Origin of the sequence: Paenibacillus sp. FSL H7-0735 (genome assembly GCF_038008505.1) — a bacterium.
Classification (GTDB): domain Bacteria; phylum Bacillota; class Bacilli; order Paenibacillales; family Paenibacillaceae; genus Paenibacillus_AQ; species Paenibacillus_AQ odorifer.
In genome coordinates, this window is record NZ_JBBOZH010000001.1 from 2,778,556 (window position 1) to 2,802,502 (window position 23,947).

A 23,947-nucleotide genomic window follows, 5' to 3' on the forward strand; every position below is an offset into this window, starting at 1 on the left:
CCAAATATCCAGATTGTTCAACCGATAAACAAAGTTTCATTTAATAATTACAAAAAGTTGCTAGTTTACACATGGATGTTGAAATCGCTTACTTATATAATGTGCCTAGTCATACGAAAATAGGATGCTTAAGGGGAGAATTATCATGCCTACGAAGGAATTGCACCTTGTGAAGCAGGGCAGTGCTGCCAAGATTTACGTAGACCCCATGGGGAAAGATTATGAGGGATTACGCCGGGTGGCACAGTCTTTTGCAGCAGATGTTAAACAGGTAACAGAGGTAGAGCCTGAGATATATACACAATTGAACGAATTGGATGGAACAGTCATAATCGCTGGGTCGATAGGGAGTAATGATTATATCGATGATTTAATCGCGGAGGGAACCGTTGATGTATCGGCCATCCAAGGTAAAAGAGAATGTTATAAAATTCAGGTGGTTGAACAACCCACAGCGGGAGTGGACAAGGCGCTCGTCATTGTAGGAAGTGATAAACGGGGGACGATTTACGGGTTGTATTCGATCTCCGAAAAGATTGGAGTTAGTCCTTGGGTGTACTGGGCGGATATTGTGCCGGAGAAGAAGCCGGCATTGTCCATTCCTGATAACCAGCTTCATGTGATCTCCAAGGAGCCTTCGGTTAAATATAGAGGTATTTTTTTGAATGACGACTGGCCGTCTTTAGGTTCTTGGGTAACTCAAAGATTTGGTGACTTTAATGAAGATTTCTATGACAAGGTATTTGAACTCATTCTTCGCTTGAAGGGGAATTATTTATGGCCAGCGATGTGGAGCGCCGAATTCAGCCTGAATGGTAAAAGCAGCCCGATTGCCAACGCCAAGCATGCACAAGAATACGGAATTATTATGGGGACCTCCCATCATGAACCCTTATTCCGGGCAGGCAGTGAATGGCAGAAGGTATACAGCCAATACGGAACAAGTAACCTATGGGATTTCGCCCGTAATAAACAGGCGATTACAGATTTCTGGGAAGACGGAATCAAGCGCAATCAGGCCTTTGATAACTTGATTACCCTAGGCATGCGGGGGGAAAGTGACTCTGCGCTGGAGGGCTCCGACCAGGAGAATATTGATCTGCTGAAGGATATTATACTTACGCAAAAAGAACTATTGAAGAAATACAATCTTGAACATGCACCGCAAATTTTGGCCGTTTATAAGGAAGTTGAGAAGTACTGGTATGGCACTGCCGGGGTGGAAGGGTTGAAGGACTGGGATGTTCTGAATGACGTTACGATCCTGCTGGCTGACGATAACTTTGGCAATCTCCGCAAAATTCCGAAGAAACCCGAACGTAACCGTAGCGCAGGATGGGGGATGTATTATCATTTTGACTATCATGGTGGTCCGCATTCCTATGAATGGTTAAATACGACCCCGCTTGAAAAAGTCTGGGAGCAAATGTGTATGGCATTTGACTATGGCATCCGTGATGTATGGATTGTGAACGTCGGAGATTTGAAGCCTATGGAATTGCCCATTTCCTACTTTCTGGATTTGGCCTACGATTTTGAGGCATGGGGGACAGGTGTAATCAATCGGACTGTGGAATACACCAACCGTTGGGTAGAGCAGCAATTCGGATATGCGCTGGAACAAGAGACATGTCTGGGAATCGCACAATTGTTAGGTGATTATACCCGGATGAACGGTCGGCGCAAGCCTGAAATTATTTATCCGTCCACCTTCAGTCCTATCCATTACAATGAGGCGCACAGAGTTCTGGAGCAAGCGGTGATGATCGAGAGGGCTGCCAACAAATACGATGAGCTAATCCCGGAACAACTAAAGGATGCTTACTTCCAGCTCGTATATTTCCCTGCTGTTGCCTCGGCCAATGTGGTCAAAATGCAAATTTATGCAGGACTGAACCATCTATACGCTAAACGAAATAGTATGTTGGCAAATACTTACGCTGCTCTGACCTGCGAAACCATCGAAAGGGATAAGCATCTGGAGCTGGTTTATAATAGCGGAATTTCGGATGGGAAATGGCAGGGAATGATGAGTTCCCCTCATGTAGGGTATATACATTGGAATGCAGAAGGGTGGAACTATCCGGATGTAAACACCCTGACTCCCGCCAGAGGTTCTTTAATGATTGTCGATGTGGAAGGAACGGAACAAGCGTATGTTTCCGGCACAGCTAATCTTCCGGTAATTACAAATCTTCAAAAAGAAAACTATCGCATCACAATCAGTAACGGTGGAGAAGCGGGTTTTGAATATCAGGTGCGGAGCAGCGTGGATTGGATCAAGCTTGAGAAAATACGCGGCTGGATTGAGACAGGGGAGACGCTTCAGGTTTCCGTAGATTGGGAGAAGGTCAAAGAAACATCGACGGGCGAAATTACGATCTCCGGTGCCGGAAATATAGTTAAGGTGAAGGCAGCCGTGGATTGGATAGACATTCCGGATGTGCCACCGATGACATTTATCGAGGCCCATAATATCGTGTCCATTGAAGCGGAGCATACCATAACTCGTGTTTCGAAATCAGGGGTGGTATGGAAGACCATTGACAGCTATGGACGTTCTTTATCCTCGGTTAAAATGTTTCCGGATGCTGTATCTTTTGAACAACCGGAGGATGCACCTTATCTGGAATATCGGATTCTAGTGCAGCAGGACACCGATTATAGCTTAACCGCGTATATTGCGCCGACAAACAATCTGTCACAAACTAGTGGGTTGAAATATGCGATAGGTTTCGATGATCAGGCACCCGTGATTAAGGATGCTTTACCAACGAACTTTGAAGGCGGCAATCATGATAATGAACCATGGTGCCGCGCGGTTATGGACAATATTCATGCTGTGACCACCAGCCATGCTTTAACAAAGGGTCTTCATATCCTCCGCTTTTACGGATCGGATGCGGGTCTGGTTCTGCAAAAGCTTGTATTGTCCGCTGCCCAGCTTCCTTATTCCTATTTAGGGCCGGAGGAGAGCTTTTATACTAGCGGGACGGCGTCCATTCTTAGTTAGGTTGAATTAAAAGGGCGAACAACTGGGTTGTTGCTTCGAATCCTCCGTTATTTCAGGGCAGATGACGGAGGATAACCCTTTATATTTTTGAAAACGTTGCTGAAGTAGGCGACATCTTGATAACCACAGTGCGCTGCCACTTCGGACACATTAAAACCACCTGCCGATAGAATCATCTCAGCATTGTTCACCCGCACCTTGTTTATAAATTCTTTATAGGTGGAGCCAGTGTTCTGCTTAAATAGCTTACCAAGATATACGGGATTTAGGGCAACCAAATCTGCCAGCTCCTTGATCGTAACTTCCTCCGAATAATGATCCATAATATAGGTCATCACTTTTTGGATTCTTAGATCTATCAGAGGTGTTTCTTGATGGTGGGCGATACTTAATAAGCGGTACACTATCAGTTGAAAGATGGCCCGGGCTTTCATTTTGTAGAAAGGTTGTTTGCCCATCCAGACATGTGAGAATTCTTTAATATCCTCTAGAATCTCTTTAGTTCTCCAATTCCTAGTTACAGTCTCAAAAGGGAGCTGCACATGATTGTCCTCACCCTCCCAGAAGAAATTGAAGGCAAAGGAACGCATGGGTGCCTCCTTAAAGGTCTGAGCTTCCCGAATGCTGCCAGAAGGGGCATAGAGCATATCTCCGGCTTCAACGGTGAATTTCTCTCCATTAATAAAATAGTCAGATTTCCCTTCTACGATGAAGGTAAGATCATGGAAATCAATTTTACTCCTCGTAATCTCCCAATCCGGGAAGGATCTGCGATCAACGAACAAAAAAACACGGGGAACAAGATTTTCATATTTGGTAATGTCCATTTCTACCACTCCTCCTTCCTAATAAATAGAGCCGCGCTAATGCCGATTGGTATATTATACAAAAATGAAACCGATTAAGAAATGGGATTGTAAATTGACTTTGCGCAATCAGAAGAATACAATAGTTTTATGACTATCGAACAATATTCCTTAAAAGATGATGAAAAGCGAGTGAAGATTTTTAAAGCATTAGCAGAAGTGAAACGAATTGAAATGATTCGTTATCTTCATCTCCATAAGGAGAACAATACATGTGGGTCCATTGGTGAATCTATGGGAATGGACAAATCCAATGTGTCTTACCATCTGAAGATTTTGTATGAAGCTGATTTAGTAAGTGTTACACGTATGGGGCAGAATAAGATTAGCCAGCTTCGAGAGGATACGTTTAGCGAATTATTACCGGGTTTCTTGGACAGTTTATAATATGTCCGGAAACCTATAATTTTTTCTTGATAGTTTGATAGTTTTATAACTATTTGATAATCATGTACAGGGTTTGGTTAATAGTTATAGGTAGCAGCAAAAATAAATATTAATGGAGTAGTGATCTATGAATCAGTTGAAAAATAAACAGGTCCTGTTAATTTCACGTCCTGTAGGCATGCCAACCCAGCAAAATTTCGAGTTCAAAGATATTCCTGTAGTTGAAGCAAAAGAAGGACAAGTTGTTGTACGTACGTTGTATTTGTCAGTGGATCCTTATATGCGCGGAAGAATGAATGATGCTAAATCGTATGTTCCTCCGTATCAGCTTAATGAAGTCATCGCTGGAGGACTTGTGGGAGAGATCGTAGACTCCAAATCGGAGCTATTCAAAGCTGGAGATAAAGTCATCGGTATGCTGGGCTGGCAGTTATATAATACTGTAGATGCTAAAGCAGTAACCAAAATCGATGATTCGATTGCACCTGTATCGGCTTACTTAAGTGTTCTAGGTTTAACAGGGCTCACTGCATATTTCGGTTTACTTGATATCGGTCAGCCGAAAGAAGGAGAGACTGTCGTAGTGTCTGGGGCAGCGGGTTCAGTGGGGATGTTTGTTGGACAGATTGCCAAAATCAAAGGCGCTCGTGTCGTTGGGATCGCAGGTAGCGATGACAAATGCGACTATTTGAAAAAAGAACTTGGCTTTGATGCAGCCATTAATTATAAAACAACGGAAAATTTAGGCCAGGCTTTGGAAGAAGCATGTCCAAATGGTGTTGATGTTTATTTTGACAACGTGGGTGGGGCGATTTCAGATGCTGTGATGAGCTTGCTTAATGATTATGCACGTATTCCACTATGTGGCGCTATTTCTTCCTATAATAGTACAGACGGAGATATGGGTCCACGTATTCAGAGCAGATTGATCAAAACCCGCTCCCTTATCAAAGGATTCGTTCTTAGTGATTACGCAGCCCGCCAGTCAGAAGGCCTTCAAGAGCTTGGAAAATGGCTAACAGAAGGTAAATTAAAATATGAAGAAACAGTTGTTGAAGGATTCGACAATGTGGTTGAAGCATTCCTGCAATTGTTTCAAGGTGCGAACCTCGGGAAGATGCTTGTTAAGGTGAGCGACTCCGAATTCTAAAACATCACAAACAGCCCTGGTAGAGATTTTTATATATCAGGGCTGTTTGTATTATCACCAATCAAATCCGTTCAGACCATACCCTGTTTGGACTTCATGCATTTAAGATTGTATGTGCGGCCATAGGCTTTCGCATATTTGACGATTCGCTCAATCATGCTGGTGTCATTCAGTTTGGTAAATGGGCACGGATCGGGGGCTGTATTTACTTCCAAGATCCATGGTTTAAGGCGTCGATCCAAGGCAATATCCACACCGATTTCCTGCAGGCCGGGATAGGCTGTGCTTAGCTGTCTGGCGGAGTTCACTCCTATTTGTTGCATGGACCGGATCAACGCGCTACTATTCTCTACGTTTGTGTAGGATTCTAATAATGCCTCTACCGGATAAATCGTTCCCCCTTGGCTCCCATTCGTAACCACTTTGCGAGGATGAGCAACGCGACCCGCAATGCCTGTAGCTTCCCACCCGCCCTTAAGATTTCTTTGCACCATTACCCGGATATCAAATGGCCTTCCTTCATAAACCAAAAGCCAAATCCCCTTTTGCACCAAATAGGATTTTCCTTGGGTCTCGCTAAAGATTGCCCGATAAGCCATCTCGTAATCAGAAAATGTATGTTTATGCGTACCGGATTGATAGCTGTAGGCTGGTCGTTTTTTGGCGGAATGCTCTTGTGATCTTTCAATCCGGATTACACCCTGTCCCAAAGATCCACAGCAGGGCTTAATGTACACCATTCTATGTTTTTGCAACATCTCATAGAGTACGTTTTTATTCATTTTTTTCGTTACCGGGATATACTTCCTTAGCTCTTGTTTTCTAAGCAGTACCCTTGTTTTCGTCAGCTTATTGGATATCCGCCGTATTGGCTCCTTCATTTTGTTCCTCCGTTCTATATATCTATAGGCTATATTACGGGAATACGCAGTTTTTGCTTGGGCAACCACAGAATAATCGAACACATGCAAAGAATTCTACATATGAATATTGGAGGCATTTATTAAACTTGGGCTGCAGCATGCGGTCAACGGGAGGCGGCTATGATGCTGCTCGGTAAATTGCAGAATAAGGTGCAAGAAGTAATGGACGAATACCCTTGGTACAAGGGGCTGGTCGATGGGGAGAAAACGAATTATAACTTGCAGAACTTACCTCTTATGTCTTCGAAAACACTTGAAACCTTCTATTATAACCAACCCATCGATCCTTCTTGGACTGTTTATAGGACGTCTGGTACAAGCTCAGGCCGTAGAAAAGCAATCCTCTACTCTGAGGAAGATGACAAATACTATGTGGATATAAAAACGAAGCTATTCGGCGAGCTTATTGCGGGAAGCGGATGTAAGAGAGCGTTGGCGGATATGGGCACTGGACATGCAGCAAATACTGCGCTGACCATTTTTGAAAGGTTAGGATTAGAAAAAAGTTCAATACCCTTTGAACTGCCAATCGAACAGCATATTGAACAGCTTAAAGCTTTTAAACCTGACTTGCTCTATACGATGCCGTCCATCCTTGACCATATCGTATATGCCGCCGGAAACCCGCGTGAATTCGGAATTCGCAAGATTATTTTGGTAGGGGAAATTGCTCCGCCTGAGTGGCAGCGGAATATGGCTGGCTTGTTCGGTATTGAGCCTAGAGACATCATCGATACTTACGGCTCCATTGAAATCGGTACGATCGCTTATTACTCCCATGATCATGGCAGGTACATTTTTGCCGACGGAATTTTCGCGGAAGGAATCGGGGTTCAGGAGTTAGACGAAGAAGTGAGGCCACTTCGGAACAATGAAAGTATTCTGGTGCTTACCTCAACTGTCCGCAAGATGCTGCCAGCTCTTCGTTTTGTTACTTATGACGTTGTAAGGGATTTTAGGCCTGTGATGATAGACGGGGTTGAACAACAAAGCTTTGAGTCTATTGTAAAAAGAGTGGGTCAAGAACTGAAGCACGGTGAGAAGATCAGCCTGTACGATATCGAGCAGGTCGTATACCGTCATATTGAAGATGCGATCATCCGGGTCAAGGTAAAAAACAATGCGCTCTCTATTTATATCAAGAGTAAATCTGTGAAGCCCTCTATTATTCCGGTAATCAAAGAGGAAATCAGGGAGTGTATTCCGGAAATCGGGATGATGATTGGCAACCATCTGCTTGATGATATTGAGATCATTATAGTAGCTAAAGGGGAGTCACTGGCCAGCGGGCAGGTCAAGAACAAGAAGTTATATTATCAGAAGAACAAAGCTAAGGTGGACATAAATATCCAAGGCGGTATCTTGTCGACTATCGGAAAAACGCCATTAATCAAGCTGAATAATCTGTTCCAGAATAGTGAGTTCGAAGTCTACGCAAAAATGGAACTGCTAAACCCGGGAGGAAGTGCGAAAGACCGTCCTGCTCTGCGGATGATCCATGAGGCATGGAAGGAAGGGAATATTGGGCCGGGAACTACTATTATTGAGTCGAGTTCGGGAAATATGGCGATTAGCTTGGCGATGATTTGCCAATATTTAGGGCTGCGATTTATTAGCGTGGTTGATCCAAGAACTACCACAACAAATCTGCAGATTCTGAAAGCATTAACTGCAAAAATTGACTTTGTTAGCGAACCCGATCCTGAGACCGGTGAATATCTGCCTGCTAGACTGAATCGAGTGCAGCGACTCTTGGAGGAAATACCGGGCAGCTACTGGCCGAATCAATATGCCAGCGCAAATAACTATTTGTCCCACTACCATACGACCATGAAAGAAATCGTGACTGAGCTTGGCGAAGTGGATTATTTGTTTTGCAGCGTAAGTACATGCGGCACGATTCGAGGTCTCGCGGAATATGTAAGGGATCAGGGTCTGAAGACTAAGATTGTTGCCGTCGATGCGGAGGGAAGTAGTATTTTTGGTGGCAACAAAGAGAAACGGCGGTTCCCGGGACTGGGTGCTGGCATCGTACCCCCTTTCTGCAGAACGGATTTAATTGACCGTATCGTGCATGTCTCAGACTTGGATATCGTAAAAGGATGCCGAGCACTTGCCCAGAATGAATCGATTCTGGCCGGTGCATCCTCAGGGGCTAACCTTGCCGCTGTTAGGCTTATGGAGCAAGAATTGGCTCCAGGAGCTGTCTGTGCGGTAATTCTGCATGACAAAGGGGAGCGTTACCTCGATACAGTATACTCTGACCCATGGATTCAGAATGAATTTGGGCAGGAATTCTCGGCTGACGGCGGAGATGTCCTTGCTTAACGAACGGAAAAAGGAGGTTGTGGAATGCTGTATTTAAACGATCGGGACATACGGGAGGTGGGGCTTGATTGGCCTTCTCTCGTGGAATCGATAGAAACTACGGTGCGCATACTTGATTCTGGAGATTACGCACAGCCCGTAAAACCTTATCTAAGGTATAAGAATCCTCAAAATCGTATTATTGCAATGCCCGCATACGTAGGGGGGAACGTGAATGCAGCAGGGATCAAATGGATTTCCAGCTTCCCGGATAATATCCAGGCTGGTCTTCCCCGCGCGCATAGCATCATTGTCTTGAATGATCCCATTACGGGCGAGCCTATATCCGTCCTAAGCTCTCCGCTCCCCAGCATCGTAAGGACAGCTTCCATCAGTGGACTGATGATTGGTCACTTTTTGCAGGCTCGTTCACTTGAACGGATTCATCTTGGCATTATCGGCTGGGGACCAATCGGGCAATATCATTTTCAAATGGTTATGGCATTGTACGGAGATCGAGTTGAACGTATCCGCATCTTTGATATAAGGGAAGTAGATTTGTCAGACATCTCATCTATATATAAGGATAGGATAGAAGTGGAGGAGACGTGGGCGGACGTTTATCGAAAGTCCAATATCTTTATCACCTGTACCGTATCCAATCATAGATATATCGATATGCTTCCGGCGGAAGGTAGTCTTCTACTGAATATTTCACTGCGTGATTATAAGCCTGAGGCATTAGCTTCGGTGAAGGCCATAATCGTCGACGACTGGGATGAGGTGTGCCGCGAGAATACTGACATACAGCAGCTTCATCTGAAACATGGGTTAACTCGTGCCGATACCCGAATGATTACCGATGTTGTCTCGCGCCATTGCCTGAATGAGCTCAGAGCAGATGAGCCGATTTTCTTTTGTCCGATGGGGATGGCGGTTTTTGATATCGCAACAGCGGTATACTTCGTGAAAAAGGCGAGAGAAAAAGGGATCGGGACTGAGCTACAGTAAGGTGGTAGGCATACGTTCGCTATGGGATTTTTTATAGGTTTTTGTGATGTAACTAGACTATGATCCGTCACTTTTAAGGGTGGATTGCTGTCTAGTTTTTTTATTGTCTTGTTAACGTTCCATTCATAATACTCTGATAATCTCTATAAGTGTTAGGCGGATGATCATCCACCCCAATAAATGATGACTCGGAGGATAATAATGTTGACACCTATGAAAAAAAGGCTGATCGCTGGTCTGGCCCTATTGGCTGTGATTAGTGCCGGCTTAGGCGCAAGCTTGGTATTTCCCGGGAAACAGGCCTCGGCTGAGACCCAAAAGGGTCAAAACGGACTGCGGGTAGCTCAAATTGAAGCATCTGCCAATCTCGATGATACCGCAGGACTGACTAGCTTCGTTGATGGAATTATGGAAAAAGATATGAACCGGCTGCAAATTCCGGGAGCGGTTATCTCCATTGTAAAAGACGGCAAGATTATTTTAGCCAAAGGTTATGGCAGTTCTAATCTGGAAGAAGCGGCACCGGTTGATCCGACAACCAGCATGTTTCGAATCGCTTCAACGACAAAGCTGTTCACCTGGACAGCGGTGATGCAGCTGGTCGAACAAGGCAAGATAGATCTGGACACTGATATTAACACCTACCTGAAATCAGTGAAGATTCCTGCTACTTATCCTGAGCCGATCACGATGCGCCATTTGATGACACATACAGCGGGGTTTGAAGAGGGTGGAGTGGGTTATCAAATCACTACCGACCCTGCCAAATTGCCGGGATCAATCTCGGAAACACTCAATAAGCATATGCTGGCACGGGTAAGACCCCCCGGAGAGATGAGTTCTTATTCGAACTTCGGGGCTACACTCGCGGGTCTGATTGTGGAGGAAGTCAGCGGTGTTCCTTACAATGATTATATACAAAAGTATATTTTCGATCCGCTCGACATGAAATATTCGACTGTGGTAGAGCCTTTGCCGGAGTCATTCATACCCAACCAAGTTGTGGGGTACACGAGTGAGAACGGCAGCTTTATTCCTGGCACACCTACCTTCGAGGGCGGCTTTCGTCCTGCCGGCTCGGGTACAGTATCAGCAGTAGATATGGCGCACTTTATGATTGCCCATCTGCAGAACGGGAAATATGGTGACCAGCAGATTCTTAGACCCGAGACTGCAGAACTAATGCATTCAACGGCGTACCAATTCGATAAACGTCTGCCGGGAGTAGATCTGGGGTTCTCTGAGAAACGCATCAATGGTCTTAGACTAATCACTCATGGTGGTTCCGACCCCATGTTTAATACGGAGTTTTATCTTGTGCCTGCCAAGCATGTAGGTATCTTTGTTTCCTATAACGGCGGTCAGGGCGGTGATTCCGCGGCAGGCCTAGTCCATGCCTTTTTTGAGTGCTATTATCCCGATCTTGAAGCGAAGCGGCCTGAATTCTCCACTTCTGCGGAATCTGTTCAGAAGTATGTGGGAACCTATCAATTCACACGCCGTAACCACAGTGATATTGATAAATTTTTCAATTTTTTTGCCCAGCTAAATGTTAAGGTAGAGGATAATAAGCTATCTTTGGGAAGGGGTAGTGAACAACAGCTGTACAGAGAAATCGGTCCGAATCTGTTCCAGCTCGAGGGAGGTACCGAACAAATCGGCTTCCGCACAAATGATTCCGGTAAGGTTACACATATGCTCTTAGGTATGGCACCGGAAATGCCGCTGGAGCGTACGCCACTCTTGAATCAGAATAAGTTTTGGCTTATCGTACTTGGCGGCTCGGGGTTGATTTTCATCACTGCATTGCTTGGACTAATCTTCTACAGACGCAAGATCAAGGCGATGACGCCTCCGGAAAAGTGGGCCATCCGCTTATCTGCGGGAACTGCTGGGTGGGCGCTGCTATCTTTCGTCACGATATTTATGGTGGTTATGTCCATGGACACGATGCAGAAGTTCAGCGGTATCAGTCTTTCGCTTTCTCTCAGTTTAGTTATGCCAATCCTTTTGGTTGGACTGACTTTAGCTTTGTTAATCTCGGCTATACTGGTTTGGAAAAATAAATACTGGACAGCTTTCAAGCGTGTGCATTATACACTAGTGGCACTTTCGGCTGTAGTGATGACTCTGTTTTTCTACTATTGGAACCTGTTGGGTTGGCAGTTCGGATAACTTCGTTTCTTGTCAAGAATATATCATATATAATGTAAGCTTAAGAGAGGAGGCAAATCGTGGCTACTATACTTATCGCTGATGATGATGATAACATCCGAAAGCTAATGTCTTTGTTTTTGCGAAAAGAAGGTTTTGACCTCAAAGAAGCCAGGGATGGTACCAAAGCGCTGTCCATTATAGAGAACTCGCGAGTCGATCTCGTCATCCTAGATATTATGATGCCAGGATTGGATGGTTGGGATCTGTGCAGAGAAATCAGGCGCTCTGATGCCAACATTCCCCTCCTCATGGTGACGGCTAAAGGAGAATCTGCACATAAAGTGAAAGGTTTTCAACTCGGCACAGATGACTATCTGACCAAACCGTTTGATCCGCTTGAACTGGTGATGCGAGTAAAAGCTTTGCTTAAACGCTCGCTGGTCGTTTCTTCCCAGTCTGTGCAGTTGGGCAATGTGGTGCTTAACCGCCGCACTTTCCAGGTTACGCGTGATGAAGAACCGGTAACGATTCCTTTGAAGGAATTTGAGCTTCTGTTTCTGCTGGCTAGTCACCCTAGGCAAATCTTCACAAGAGAACAGTTGATTTCTCAAATCTGGGGATTGAACTATGAAGGAGACGGCCGGACTGTAGATGTGCATATAAGCCGGTTGAGGGAGAAATTCTGTGGTAACGACGAGCAATTTCAAATCGAAACGGCCCGCGGCCTAGGATACCGGCTAATCCCTGCGTTATGATCAAGACATTGTATGTACGCGTCGTTCTCACGTTTTTAGGCATCATTATCTTTAGTCTGATCTGTTCCTTTTTCATTGGTTTGTATGTCTTTCAGAAACAAATAAGTTACGAGGGACAGAATGAAATGATCACAGTGGGGAAGGAGATCATTCACCGTTATGATGACGCCAAGCCTGAGGATACAGACGAGTTCTTGAATAGTATGGTTAAGGTATCTGCATACCCTATCCACCTGTATAATCATTCCGGGGAATATACCTTCTATGGGCTTAAGGATAGTCCGGCCGTCACTATCACCCCCGATGCTGTGAAACAAGTGCTGCAAGGAAAACTCTATCGTTCCTCTGCGAAAGATAAGGATACCTTTATCGGGATGCCCTTTATGTTTAACGGGGAGTGGCAAGCAATGTTCTTGCAGTATTCTGCCGAGAACGAAAATATCGTCAATCGGATGCTGCTCTTTGTGCTTTTACTCGTGCTTTTACTGGGTAGTCTATGCATTCTTATTGCCGCCAGATATTTGGTGGAGCCGATCAAAGCTTTGACGAATGCGACAAGAAGGCTAGCCAAGGGTGATTTCGAGGTAGCGCTTAAAGTAAACCGAGTAGACGAAATAGGGGAACTGACACAAAGCTATGTGGAGATGGCCGGGGAGTTGAAGCAGTTAGAACAGATGAGGCAGGATTTCGTATCCAACGTGTCTCATGAAATTCAGACACCGCTTACGTCTATTTCCGGCTTTGCTAAGGCATTGCAGAACAATGATCTAATCATGGAAGAGGAACGTTCTGAATATCTTGATATCATCATTGCTGAGAGTGAGCGTCTGTCGAGGTTAAGTGATAATTTGCTGAAGCTCGCTTCCCTGGATTCTGAACATCATCCCTTTAATGCAGGTTCCTTCAATCTTGACGAGCAGATTAGAACCATCGTTGTGACCTGTGAGCCACAATGGTCAGCCAAAGGCATCGTTATCGATCTTGAGCTGCCGGAAGCTGTCAAAATTAAGGGTGATGAAGATCAGCTGAAGCAAGTATGGATGAATTTGCTTAGCAACAGCATCAAGTTCACACCGGAAGGCGGGAACATCCGCATCAGTATAGATGACAGTGCAGCAGATGTATCGGTCACCGTCAGTGATAACGGGATCGGGATTTCCCCGGAAGAGTTCAACACCGTATTCCAAAGATTTTATAAAATAGACAAGTCACGGAATGGAAACAACAATGGCAATGGCTTGGGACTTGCAATCGTTAAAAAAATTGTCTCCCTGCATCAGGGAAACATAGAAGTGGACGGTGCGGTTGGAGCGGGAACGACGATTATCGTCAGTTTGCCCCATAAGTGAAATTAAGGGTTTGTCTCATTCTTGGATTGCCGTACGCCAAACATAATGAAATCCTTGAATTGCCGGTCCATAACCCGATCTTCCTCCGTAACCACACCCCCCCGCTGATGAGTAATAATGACGGCTTTTTGTAAATACATGAAATACAGGTGGGTGGACTTGTGCAGAATGTCCAGCCACTTATTTTTTTCCTCCGGAGCGACTGAAATTGTCTCAAGGAGAATTAACCGTGAATACCAGCCTTCCATAGCCTGCTTAAAGTCAGGAAGTTCCGCGGGATTTTTGGAAAGCGTGCTGTAGTAAACTCCAAAAATGGCATCATAGTAGATCAGGGCTTCCTGATGATCTCTTAACGCCAGATATTTATCGAGAATGTTCTCCAATGACTGTACAGGGTGTTCAAAATCAAAATCAAACAGCAGCTGTCCAAACATCCGCTCCAGATTAAGGGCATAGATTTGAGCGGCTAACTCTTCCTTGTCCTTATAATGATGATACAAAGTACGCCGGGAGATGCCGGCTTGTTCCGCAATCTGTGCCATATCCGTGCGCTCAATACCTTGGGCACAGAATAAGCTAAGCGCTGTATCCTTAATGATCTCCCTTGTCATTTGCATTTGCTTTTCCCGCAAATTCATTGATTTTCTCTCCTGTCTTGTTGCAACTCTTCCGCTGCTTCTAGCACTATTTCTGAGCTGGCTTCGAATTCATGAGGAATTTGCTGCCCACTGAATAGGGGTTCTGCCGGTTGATCGCATCACCTAACCAATTCAGAAGCTTCACACCATCCTGTTCAGCCTGAAAGAAGGTCTCTCTGGTGGCAAAAGTGTGCGGAGTTGTACCCGTCTTTGCGTTCAGTCCATAGTCGGTGAGATAGTAATAATAATTAGGTAAAGTGGCTGCCAAAGAAGAAACAGATTGCCGCATTTCCTGTGACCACTCATTAATGATGCTTTGATCTCTTGGCCCCTTGTAATCGTTGATGTTGTTCTGAAAGTGGATCAGAATCTCGTCAAATACCGAGTAGGATTGCAATATTATCGCATTCACAGGAAGTAGATGGCCGTTCGCTTTAAAAGCTGCCCCGATGATATCCGCTTCAGGGGCATATCCGAATTTCTTCACGAAGTCTGCCTGCCATTCCTGCTTCACAACATTTGGCCACTTGTCTGATTTCAAGAAGGAACTGTCCGAATATTGGAAGATCTCGGAGTCCTTGTAGTGAGAGGCGATCTCGGGAGCCCAAAAAGCGGACCCAAAGCCACCAGCACTTTCGCCAGCAATCAGTAGTTTGCCGGGTTTATCCACGTTGGCATATATCCAATCGAGGCTGCTTCGTACATTATTGCTGCCGTTATAACGCATAGTAAAGGGACTACCGTCATCTTTTTTATATTCAACCGTGCGGTTGCCGATATGGAAGTCACCAGTTGAATAGGGAAGATAGACCACATTCCAGCCATGAAAAGGATTGGCAGGGTTATCCGTATCCATCATGCCTCTCAGCAATGTAAGCATATAGAAGGGGATGTTGGGGAAATAGTTGCCTGTATCTCCACCTTTAATAAAGTTCATAAGCTTGATGGGGTGTGCGGCACTTTGGGCATCCCAGCTGGCCCCGCCCCCGGAAAAGAAGATGATCCAGTTATTATTTTCACCCTTTTTATTCCACAAAAAATACTCTGATCCATCACTTGATATGACATTTCCGTCTAGCGTGACTTTATTCCACTTGTAAGGCTTCACTTCCGCGATTACGGGGGTGGTAGTCGCCGGTCTTTTGATTACAAAAGCGCTGATTACAAACATGGCAATCAAAACAAGGCTGAATAACCCAATACCTGTGAATATTGTGATTTTCCTCATTTTTCTCATATCCATCTCTCCCTTACTCGGAGTATACGTCAAGATTACTCATTGCACAAGGTGTATACTTAAAAGCATAAGAAACAATCGTGAGAAAATATATAAAGAGGTGTCCTACGTAACCTTTGATCTATGGCTACAGGGACACCCCGATTTTTGTACGTTACTTTATTAGTTTTGCTGCTTCGATTTCAAATGTTTTTAGTTCGTAAGGTTCAAGTATAAAAGTAATGACAGGTTCAGTGTGGACTTCCCCTTCAGGACGCTCCATTAGATTACACTCTTGCCACGAAATAATATTCAAGTCGCTAGTCATATCAATTTGCTGGCGGCTTCCGGAATAGTCGTGCACACGTACGATTAATTTTTGACCATCCTCAGACTTCTTAATCGCAGAAACCATAACCGTTTGAGTAGAAAGGCGAATAAGCGACTTGGTTGCTACTTCTGCTTGACCCATGGTGCTCCGTAGAGGGTTGTTGACGGACCAAGCTTGACGGACGGTGTCACCCTGTAGCCAATCCCCAGTATGAGGCAGGATAGAGTAGGTGAAAGTATGTTCGCCTTGATCCGCTTCAGGGTCAGGGTGCGTTGCCGATTTGATTAAGGATAGACGCATCACATTATCCTTGATGTCATAACCGTATTTGCAGTCGTTCAGCAAGCTAACGCCATAACCACGATCTGATAAATCTGCCCACTGATGCCCCACAGTCTCGAATCTAGCGTAATCCCAGCTAGTGTTCCAATGTGTTGGACGCGTAACATTACCGAACTGGATATCATAAGTGGCTTCGGTAGCTCGTATCGCAACAGGGAAAGCTACTTTCATTAGCTGTTGTCGCTCATGCCAGTCTACCTTCGTCACGAAATCGATACGACGATGGTGTGCATGTAAGATCATTTGCTGCTTAATCGTGGAATCCATATAGCTCCATGTGAATTGTACAACACATCGCAGTGAACCCTTTTCTATGACTTCAATGCTGCGGCAGTCGGTGACTTCACGTTTCTTTTGCTGATAGTAGATGTCAATGTCCCAAGCTTCATGGGCTAGGGGTTTATCTTCAAACACTTGGAACACGTTACCGTGACTTCCGTTTGCTAATACTTGTCTTTGTTCATTTATATCATAGATGGATACTAATTGACCTTGTTCGTTCCATTCAATATCGAAGTGAGGCGTTGAAATTCCTGATTCATTTAGCTTGAATGGAGCACTTAGAGACTCAGAATTCACATCTTCTACGAAGGAAATGGTTGTGTATCCGAGAGAAGGAATGTTAGATACTTCAACGATCCAGCGGTCACCTTCACGTTGAGCTTGTAGTTGTTTTCCTTCTGAGCTTATCCAATGTCCTGTTTCCATCCCGGCTTCAACAGTAATTTCTACGAGTTCTGTCAGCTCCCAAGCAGCATTGTTCCAGATCGTATATTTACCGGCTTCATTTCCGCTCACAAGTGCCTTACTGGATTGCTCCCAGACAGACTGACCTATTGCTTCTGCTTGTGCATATTCAATCGTACTGTCTTCATATACTTCACGAATCGAAGAGCCCGGAATAATATCATGGAATTGGTTGCGCAAAATAATTCTCCAGCCCTCGTCTAAATCGGTCTGACGATAGTTCGACCAGTCACCTGTCATCACACTTTGCAGTGTATTTAGCCATTCCGCCTCACGGTATAGCAGTTCAAGCTTACGGTTCATCCGCTTATTGTAGGCTTGGCTTGTGTAGGTGCCGCGGTGATATTCTAAGTAAAGCTCGCCATCCCATACATGGACATAACGATCCGTATTTGCAACAGTTTCTTGCAAGTTACGGAAGTAGTCTCCCGCTGTTCCTGTTTCAATCTTCGGCAGACCGGGAAGATCGTTTAGCCGACGGCGCATCTCTAGCATTTCACGGTTCACACCCCCGCCACCATCGCCATATCCGTAAGAAAGTAACAGATTGCGATTCACTTCTTTATCCCGGTAGGTATCCCAAATTCCTTTTACAGTCTTAGGAATAATCCGGCCATTATAAGTGTAGAACCAAGAATCTTCTTCGGACCAAGGCTCTGGCGTTGTAATAAAATGTGTTAACACCTCTGTGCCATCAATCCCACGCCATTGAAAGGTATCATGTGGCATCCGGTTATATTGATTCCAGCTAATTTTTGTGGTCATGAAGGTATTAATTCCTGATTTTTTTAGGATTTGTGGCAAGGACCAGCTGTAGCCAAATACGTCCGGCAGCCATAAATAGTCACATTCAACCCCAAATTCATTACGTAAGAAGCGAGTTCCATACAGTAATTGACGGACTAGAGACTCTCCTGAGGTCAAGTTGCAATCTGCTTCAAGCCACATGCCGCCGCCAGCTTCCCAGCGTCCTTCAGCCACACGTTCACGAATATTTTCGTAGATTTCTGGATAGTCATTTTTGATATATTCATAGAGTTGCGGCTGAGTCTGTAAAAAGGTATAGTCCGGGAACATTTCCATCAGACGCAGTACGGTTGAGAACGAACGCGCACATTTCTCACGGGTGTGTTTCAATTGCCACAACCAAGCCACATCAATATGGGTATGGCCAATACAGGTAACTGTGACGGGTGAGGACTTCTCCATTTTATTAATTTCATCACGCAAATAATTGCGGGCTTCCCCGATCGAAGCATAGAAGTTGTCTGAACCTGGACGAGACCAGTCGATCAGAAGAAAGGAGCGGTCTACTGTACTCATAAGTTGTGTATATTCTGGAGTTTTGGCATCGAGTACGTTCAGCGTCTCGACTACAGCAAGCGCGGTAAAATAGAAATCATCCGTTGCTTCATCCAGCCAACAAATTTCAGCCATGCGAATGCCATGTGTCTGATCCGTTTTAGGGCCGCCTCCTTCGAGTCCCGACCATAACCGGAAGGTCAGTGGAAGCTGAGTGCCTACCGTTTCATTTGGCAAGAACACTTCGGTATGATTGGAATCTACACCTTGATAGGGTTTGCCGTTGAAAAAGAATAAGGATTCAAATCCGGAGTTGTTTCCAGCACCCGTCTCGCCAAAATCAAATCGACCCAGTACTCTACGGCCTGCCCAAGTGGCGGGTACGTCTATATTTGTCGTTAGCCATAAATACAAATCGCGGCCTTTCCAGGTATCGCCAACTCGTAGCTCAGACCATTCTCCATCCACGGGCGGTTCGGCTGCAATTTCACCTTGTTCGTCAATCATTGAGTTGAAAAAAGGAATGTGTATACGATCCCGGTAACGATATTCGGAAATTTCGTTTAGTTGGGAGTTGAGTTTGCGTTTGGTTAGAAACATGAGTAATAGCCCCTCCAATATGTTGATGGGGGACGAGGAAATTAAGATCTATTTGGGTTATTATAGGTTTGTTTGGGGGGTAGAAATCAACTATAGACGATTTTTTGTGAGTTGTAAACTCTCGGTGGAGAGAAAAGTTGGAGCGCTAGAATTTATAAATAAAAAATGCATGCGCTTCCATTGCAGAAAAAGAAGTGTGATGTTAAGCTTCTAATCCTAAAGGTGATATTCAGAAAGAAGGTGGCTTTGTTGAATGTAAAGAAATTTTATCAAAACCATTTGCAGAAAAAACTGTTCAATAAAATATTAGCTATATACTCTTCAATCATCATAATTACGTTAATAGCCTCTTCCATTACCGTATATAAATACTATGAACAGACGATCACTCGCCAACATGTAGATGCCAATCGGGAGGTGCTGGATTATGTAAGTTTGTATATGAATCAGCAGTACGAAAGCATCCAAGTGGCTATCCAGCAAATATATAGCGATGCCTCTGTCAGTGAGGATTTGTCCTACTTTTTGCAAAATGATTATGGGGATTATCTTAAATACCGTTTAGATCAATATGCAGATATAGGGAGCTCCGTTCCTCATACGTTCGATACGTATTTCAAAACCTATTTGAATCAGAAAAATGGGATTTATGACGTTATTTTGTACAGCACAGAGAAAGAATTTTATTATTTATATAAAAATAATACCCGACAATTCTATTTGAGCGACATGGACGGTCCTAAGCAAAAATTATCCTTACCGAAGAATGGCTGGGTCTCGCATGAAACCAAATTAGTGCTTAAGGAAATAAGAGAAGACAATAACAATTTGTATACAATGACTAGGGAGATTAAAGATCCGATTACACTGAAAACGATCGGTATGCTCATAGTAGATTTTGATGCGGAACTTATTTCAAAATGGCTTGGCACAAAAGTTACAGAGAATAATGGTCAATTGTTGGTCTTAACCCCAAGCGGTGACGTTATATATGATTCATTGGGAAGGTATATGGGACAGCGATATCCACATATCGATGCGCTTCATACGGATGGCTGGACAACACTGGATGAGATCTCCAAGGTTAACTTAAATACAACGAACAGCTCAGGTCTTATTATGGCAGGAATCATTCAGAAGTCACAGGTCAACAACGAAATGAAAACGGTTCGAACTTGGATTATCGGGATTACCACAGCGCTTATTATTACTGCAATGTCTTTTACATACGGAATTATTTTACGTTTCTCTAAAAAAGTGAAGATCATTGTCAAATCTATGAAGCGCTTACAGGAAGGTGATTTGAGCACACGTATTCACCTTAATCGAGAAGATGAATTGCAGCTAATTGCCAACAATTTTAACTATATGTGTGAAAGACTAGAACTCTATATTAACAAAGTGTATATTTCGGAGCTTACCCAGAAAAATGCTGAGCTAGTTGCACTTCAATCACAGATTAATCCACATTTTTTATATAACACACTTGAGGCGATTAGGATGCGGGCAATTACGCAAGGAGCGAAGGATGTAGGTCAGATGATTTACATTTTATCGACATTATTTCGAACGATGATTAAGAAAAGCATGGTCGTTACAATATCTGATGAGATTGAATATTGTAATTTGTATCTGGAGTTGTTCCAGATTAGACATAAAGATAGGCTCCAAATCGAATCACAAATAAGTCCAGCTGCCATGAATTGTTCTATCGTTAAATTGCTTATTCAACCGGTTATTGAAAATTATATTGTTCACGGATTTAGACCTGACCGTTTTGGCAATCTCATCCGTATTGAAGTTACTGAATCTGGCGGGGAAATTCAAATTGCTATAAGTGATAACGGAAATGGAATTACTCCCAGCAAGCTAACAGAGCTACAGCAAATGCTTCAAGTCAGTATGAGAATGGATGAACCTCCTTCTTCGGTAGGCCTATGTAATGTGAATGAACGAATTAAACTTTATTATGGGACTGAATATGGATTGACGATCGCTAGTGAAGTAAATAAAGGAACAATAGTCATCATGAATATACCAGTAGTAAGGGAGAGTACTAATAATGCACAATATACTTATCGTGGATGATGAACCTCTTATTCTTGAAGGATTACGTTCAGTGATTGAATGGGAAAAATATGGATTGAGAATCGCGGGACAAGCGTCTAATGGGGAAGAAGCTTTAGAATTTCTGCGCAATCATAATGAAGGGATCGACATATTAATTACTGACATTACGATGCCAAAACTTACGGGACTTGAACTGATTCAACAAATAAAGGTTTTTGATTCAAAAATGAGATTTATTATCTTGAGCGGCTATGAGCAATTTGAGTATTTAAAAGCTGGAATGAGTCTAGGCATTGAAAATTATATTCTCAAACCCATTAATATAAATGAATTGGAATCAACCATTGAACAAATTGTTGAAGTGCTGAATCAAGAGGATGTTGAACAATTTCATGCTAAAGAGGATTGGCAAGTTCTGCGCAACAATATTCTAAACCGCTGGGTAACTGGCAATATAGGTAGGCAGGAGCTACAGCACCGTTCAAAAGTCTTAAATATCTCACTGGACTGTTCATTTTTTACGGTGGCTGCGATTCGGCTTATCACCGAACAGGATGACGATGAGGGGCAGGATAAACTCCACAGGAATCAGCTTATGGATGAATGTTATCGTATCGCTGTGAAGTCATTAGAGCAACTTGGAACCGTTATTGTATTTATAGATATGGAAGGTGATCTTGTTCTTATTATTGCTGAGCGGGCTGAAGCTGAGAACAAAGAAGAGCTTTATTGTGTACTGGAACGAGTACAATATGAGATTATGCATGAGTTGGAGAAGTCTGTCTGGATAACGATAGGAAGTAAGGAGCATGCTTTTCAGGAAGTCCCAAAAAGTTATAAAAAGGCGAAGAGTTTATATGTTGATCATCTAATGCTACCTGGCTACCCGATTATAGATGCGGAACAACTGTCAAAGATGGTTCTGCACGAGGAGAAGCTCGAAATTGATTATGAGGAATTCACCAAATTATTATTATCTGGAGACCGTGAAGCTACGAACCAGTTTATCGCAGAAACGTTCGAAAAGCTGTTTGGCTGTGGCATGATTACCCGTATTGATAATTACAACGTAGCGATTGAGTTAATGTTGATTGCCAAGAAAATGGAGAAAAACTCTAATTTTAGTGCCGTGTTTAATCCATTGCTGCGCATACATACTATTGAGCAATTGGTGCACCATGTGCAGGAAAGTGTGAAAGAAACACTGGACCAATTATCGTTAGTAAGTGATGAGCTCAGTCCGAATATGAGATATATGGTTGATCAAGTAAGCAAACACTATAGAGAAGAGCTATCCCTGAAAACGCTCAGTCAGCGTATGGAAATGCATCCTAATTACTTGGGACAGCTATTTCAGAAGGAAATGGGCCGTAGTTTCTCTGATTATGTTAATCAATTTCGAATTGAAAAGGCAAGACAATTGCTGCTACAAACTACGTTACTAACCAACGAAATTGCAGCTGAAGTAGGGTATCCGGATCCAGCATATTTCTATCGCCAGTTCAAAAAATCAGTAGGTGTATCGCCGACAGAGCTTCGGAATATGTACAAAAAAGCAAAATCCTAAAATAAAGGAAATGTTCCTGAGTATCACGTTCAAGTACGGGTTTCATGGACGCTGATAACGAGAATGTTTCCTTTTTTTTTGCTCAAATTTAAGGGGAAATAGACTTTTTAAATGTCCTTTCTGCTGTGGATCTTTAATTTTTACATCTGATTCTGGAGTTTTTCAACTTTATGAAACCGCTTTTATGGCGCAGAATTAAGGGTAGTTAAAGGGGCGAGGGAAAAAGATCGAAGGGATATATAGGGGCTGTTTGGGGATAGAGAGAAGGGGGATGTGGAATAATGCCTGCATTTTTCAAAAGTCTAATTAAGGATAAAGTACTCTGGTTTATGGTATTACCAGGGACATTATGGTTCCTGATCTTTTGCTACTTACCGATGTTTGGAACAGTAATTGCATTCAAGGATTTCAAGATTCATCGGGATGGATTCTTTGCAAGCGTTTTAAATAGTAAGTGGGTTGGCCTTGAAAATTTCAACTTTTTGTTCTCGACGGAGGACGCCTATATCATTACAAGAAATACGATTCTTTATAACTTGGCGTTGATCTCTCTCGGTTTAGTTCTTGCGGTGGGCATTGCGATCACCTTGAATGAACTTGTGAACAAACGGACGGCTAAAGTTTATCAAACGGCGATGTTTATGCCTTACTTCCTTTCTTGGGTCATTATTAGTTTCTTTACCTTCAGCTTTCTGAGTGTAGATAAAGGAATATTGAATCAAGTGGTTGTTTACTTCGGAGGCGATCCTATTTCCTGGTATGGGGATACTCGCTTTTGGCCATATATCCTAATTTTCATGGGGATTTGGAAATCAATTGGTTATTCAAGTGTTGTTTACTTAGCGGCTATAGCGGGTATCGACAAGTCCTACTATGAAGCGGCTATGATTGATGGGGCCAGCAAATGGCAGCAGATTAAGTTTATTACACTTCCTTTGCTTAAACCTTTAATGGTAACGCTAACGATTTTAGCGATTGGTGGTATTTTTAGATCAGACTTCGGTTTATTCTATCAAATCCCTCGGGATTCAGGTGTTCTATACTCCGTAACGAATGTTATCGATACTTATATTTATCGAAGCATGAGTACGACAGGTAATCTAGGAATGAGTACAGCGGCGGGTCTATATCAATCGATTGTTGGATTTATCATGGTGCTTGTAACGAATTCTATTGTGAAAAAGATCAGCAAAGAGAATGCGATATTCTAGAAAGG

The 23,947-nt window shown here is 43.5% G+C and carries 16 protein-coding genes; 11 read left to right on the forward strand and 5 right to left on the reverse strand.

What is annotated here, in order from left to right; translation table 11 throughout:
* The first annotated feature begins 145 nt into the window (after positions 1-145).
* Positions 146-3,013, forward strand: a complete 2,868-nt coding sequence (locus NSS82_RS12485; protein ID WP_076272626.1) for a glycosyl hydrolase 115 family protein — start codon at positions 146-148, stop codon at positions 3,011-3,013.
* A 47-nt stretch (positions 3,014-3,060) separates the two neighbouring features.
* On the opposite strand, the gene NSS82_RS12490 is transcribed toward NSS82_RS12485, so the two are convergent.
* Positions 3,061-3,840 (reverse strand): helix-turn-helix domain-containing protein, encoded by a 780-nt coding sequence (locus NSS82_RS12490; protein WP_051491630.1) that lies wholly within the window; start codon positions 3,838-3,840, stop codon positions 3,061-3,063.
* Between the two features lie 129 nt (positions 3,841-3,969).
* On the opposite strand from NSS82_RS12490, the gene NSS82_RS12495 reads away from it, so the two are divergent.
* On the forward strand, positions 3,970-4,266 hold the full coding sequence (locus NSS82_RS12495; RefSeq protein WP_038569940.1) for an ArsR/SmtB family transcription factor: 297 nt from the start codon (positions 3,970-3,972) through the stop codon (positions 4,264-4,266).
* Between the two features lie 127 nt (positions 4,267-4,393).
* Positions 4,394-5,416 carry an NADP-dependent oxidoreductase gene (locus NSS82_RS12500; RefSeq protein WP_076272625.1) on the forward strand — a complete coding sequence of 341 codons (1,023 nt, stop codon included), beginning with the start codon at positions 4,394-4,396 and terminating at the stop codon, positions 5,414-5,416.
* 71 nt (positions 5,417-5,487) lie between these two features.
* Here NSS82_RS12500 and NSS82_RS12505 read toward each other — a convergent pair whose 3' ends face one another.
* Positions 5,488-6,297: a YheC/YheD family protein gene (locus tag NSS82_RS12505; protein ID WP_076204513.1), complete on the reverse strand. Its 810-nt coding sequence runs from the start codon at positions 6,295-6,297 to the stop codon at positions 5,488-5,490.
* Between the two features lie 162 nt (positions 6,298-6,459).
* On the opposite strand from NSS82_RS12505, the gene sbnA reads away from it, so the two are divergent.
* The 5 genes from sbnA to NSS82_RS12530 all read left to right on the forward strand — a co-directional run bounded on the left by sbnA (position 6,460) and on the right by NSS82_RS12530 (position 13,918).
* A complete protein-coding gene (sbnA, locus tag NSS82_RS12510; protein ID WP_340960416.1) occupies positions 6,460-8,667 on the forward strand; it encodes a 2,3-diaminopropionate biosynthesis protein SbnA in 2,208 nt (735 codons plus the stop codon).
* Between the two features lie 24 nt (positions 8,668-8,691).
* Positions 8,692-9,657 carry a 2,3-diaminopropionate biosynthesis protein SbnB gene (locus NSS82_RS12515; protein WP_076133504.1) on the forward strand — a complete coding sequence of 322 codons (966 nt, stop codon included), beginning with the start codon at positions 8,692-8,694 and terminating at the stop codon, positions 9,655-9,657.
* A 201-nt stretch (positions 9,658-9,858) separates the two neighbouring features.
* Complete coding sequence (locus NSS82_RS12520) at positions 9,859-11,832, forward strand: serine hydrolase domain-containing protein (RefSeq protein ID WP_076272624.1); 1,974 nt, start codon at positions 9,859-9,861, stop codon at positions 11,830-11,832.
* A gap of 59 nt (positions 11,833-11,891) precedes the next feature.
* A complete protein-coding gene (locus NSS82_RS12525; protein ID WP_076100805.1) occupies positions 11,892-12,569 on the forward strand; it encodes a response regulator transcription factor in 678 nt (225 codons plus the stop codon).
* Positions 12,566-13,918 (forward strand): HAMP domain-containing sensor histidine kinase, encoded by a 1,353-nt coding sequence (locus tag NSS82_RS12530; protein WP_076100804.1) that lies wholly within the window; start codon positions 12,566-12,568, stop codon positions 13,916-13,918. Before NSS82_RS12525 ends, NSS82_RS12530 begins: the two co-directional genes overlap by 4 nt.
* 2 nt (positions 13,919-13,920) lie before the next feature.
* Here the strand turns inward: NSS82_RS12530 and NSS82_RS12535 are convergent, their stop codons facing one another.
* From NSS82_RS12535 to NSS82_RS12545, 3 genes are all read right to left on the reverse strand, one after another.
* A complete protein-coding gene (locus tag NSS82_RS12535; RefSeq protein WP_051491631.1) occupies positions 13,921-14,556 on the reverse strand; it encodes a TetR/AcrR family transcriptional regulator in 636 nt (211 codons plus the stop codon).
* 46 nt (positions 14,557-14,602) lie between these two features.
* Positions 14,603-15,793 carry a pectinacetylesterase family protein gene (locus NSS82_RS12540; RefSeq protein WP_249267668.1) on the reverse strand — a complete coding sequence of 397 codons (1,191 nt, stop codon included), beginning with the start codon at positions 15,791-15,793 and terminating at the stop codon, positions 14,603-14,605.
* A 154-nt stretch (positions 15,794-15,947) separates the two neighbouring features.
* Positions 15,948-19,094, reverse strand: a complete 3,147-nt coding sequence (locus tag NSS82_RS12545; RefSeq protein ID WP_076272623.1) for an alpha-mannosidase — start codon at positions 19,092-19,094, stop codon at positions 15,948-15,950.
* 249 nt (positions 19,095-19,343) lie between these two features.
* On the opposite strand from NSS82_RS12545, the gene NSS82_RS12550 reads away from it, so the two are divergent.
* From NSS82_RS12550 to NSS82_RS12560, 3 genes are all read left to right on the forward strand, one after another.
* Positions 19,344-21,182: a cache domain-containing sensor histidine kinase gene (locus NSS82_RS12550; RefSeq protein ID WP_169744758.1), complete on the forward strand. Its 1,839-nt coding sequence runs from the start codon at positions 19,344-19,346 to the stop codon at positions 21,180-21,182.
* Positions 21,157-22,731 carry a response regulator transcription factor gene (locus tag NSS82_RS12555; RefSeq protein WP_076104649.1) on the forward strand — a complete coding sequence of 525 codons (1,575 nt, stop codon included), beginning with the start codon at positions 21,157-21,159 and terminating at the stop codon, positions 22,729-22,731. Before NSS82_RS12550 ends, NSS82_RS12555 begins: the two co-directional genes overlap by 26 nt.
* Before the next feature lie 281 nt (positions 22,732-23,012).
* Positions 23,013-23,942, forward strand: coding sequence for an ABC transporter permease (locus NSS82_RS12560; protein ID WP_076100799.1), 930 nt, complete (start codon positions 23,013-23,015; stop codon positions 23,940-23,942).
* The last annotated feature ends 5 nt before the right edge of the window (positions 23,943-23,947 follow it).

Excerpts from the sequence above, each read along its gene's own strand:
- NSS82_RS12485 (WP_076272626.1), top strand. The coding sequence starts at position 146 with ATGCCTACGAAGGAATTGCACCTTGTGAAGCAGGGCAGTGCTGCCAAG.
- NSS82_RS12490 (WP_051491630.1), bottom strand. The coding sequence starts at position 3,840 with ATGGACATTACCAAATATGAAAATCTTGTTCCCCGTGTTTTTTTGTTC.
- NSS82_RS12495 (WP_038569940.1), top strand. The coding sequence starts at position 3,970 with ATGACTATCGAACAATATTCCTTAAAAGATGATGAAAAGCGAGTGAAG.
- NSS82_RS12500 (WP_076272625.1), top strand. The coding sequence starts at position 4,394 with ATGAATCAGTTGAAAAATAAACAGGTCCTGTTAATTTCACGTCCTGTA.
- NSS82_RS12505 (WP_076204513.1), bottom strand. The coding sequence starts at position 6,297 with ATGAAGGAGCCAATACGGCGGATATCCAATAAGCTGACGAAAACAAGG.
- sbnA (WP_340960416.1), top strand. The coding sequence starts at position 6,460 with ATGATGCTGCTCGGTAAATTGCAGAATAAGGTGCAAGAAGTAATGGAC.
- NSS82_RS12515 (WP_076133504.1), top strand. The coding sequence starts at position 8,692 with ATGCTGTATTTAAACGATCGGGACATACGGGAGGTGGGGCTTGATTGG.
- NSS82_RS12520 (WP_076272624.1), top strand. The coding sequence starts at position 9,859 with ATGTTGACACCTATGAAAAAAAGGCTGATCGCTGGTCTGGCCCTATTG.
- NSS82_RS12530 (WP_076100804.1), top strand. The coding sequence starts at position 12,566 with ATGATCAAGACATTGTATGTACGCGTCGTTCTCACGTTTTTAGGCATC.
- NSS82_RS12535 (WP_051491631.1), bottom strand. The coding sequence starts at position 14,556 with ATGAATTTGCGGGAAAAGCAAATGCAAATGACAAGGGAGATCATTAAG.
- NSS82_RS12540 (WP_249267668.1), bottom strand. The coding sequence starts at position 15,793 with ATGAGAAAAATGAGGAAAATCACAATATTCACAGGTATTGGGTTATTC.
- NSS82_RS12545 (WP_076272623.1), bottom strand. The coding sequence starts at position 19,094 with ATGTTTCTAACCAAACGCAAACTCAACTCCCAACTAAACGAAATTTCC.
- NSS82_RS12555 (WP_076104649.1), top strand. The coding sequence starts at position 21,157 with ATGCACAATATACTTATCGTGGATGATGAACCTCTTATTCTTGAAGGA.
- NSS82_RS12560 (WP_076100799.1), top strand. The coding sequence starts at position 23,013 with ATGCCTGCATTTTTCAAAAGTCTAATTAAGGATAAAGTACTCTGGTTT.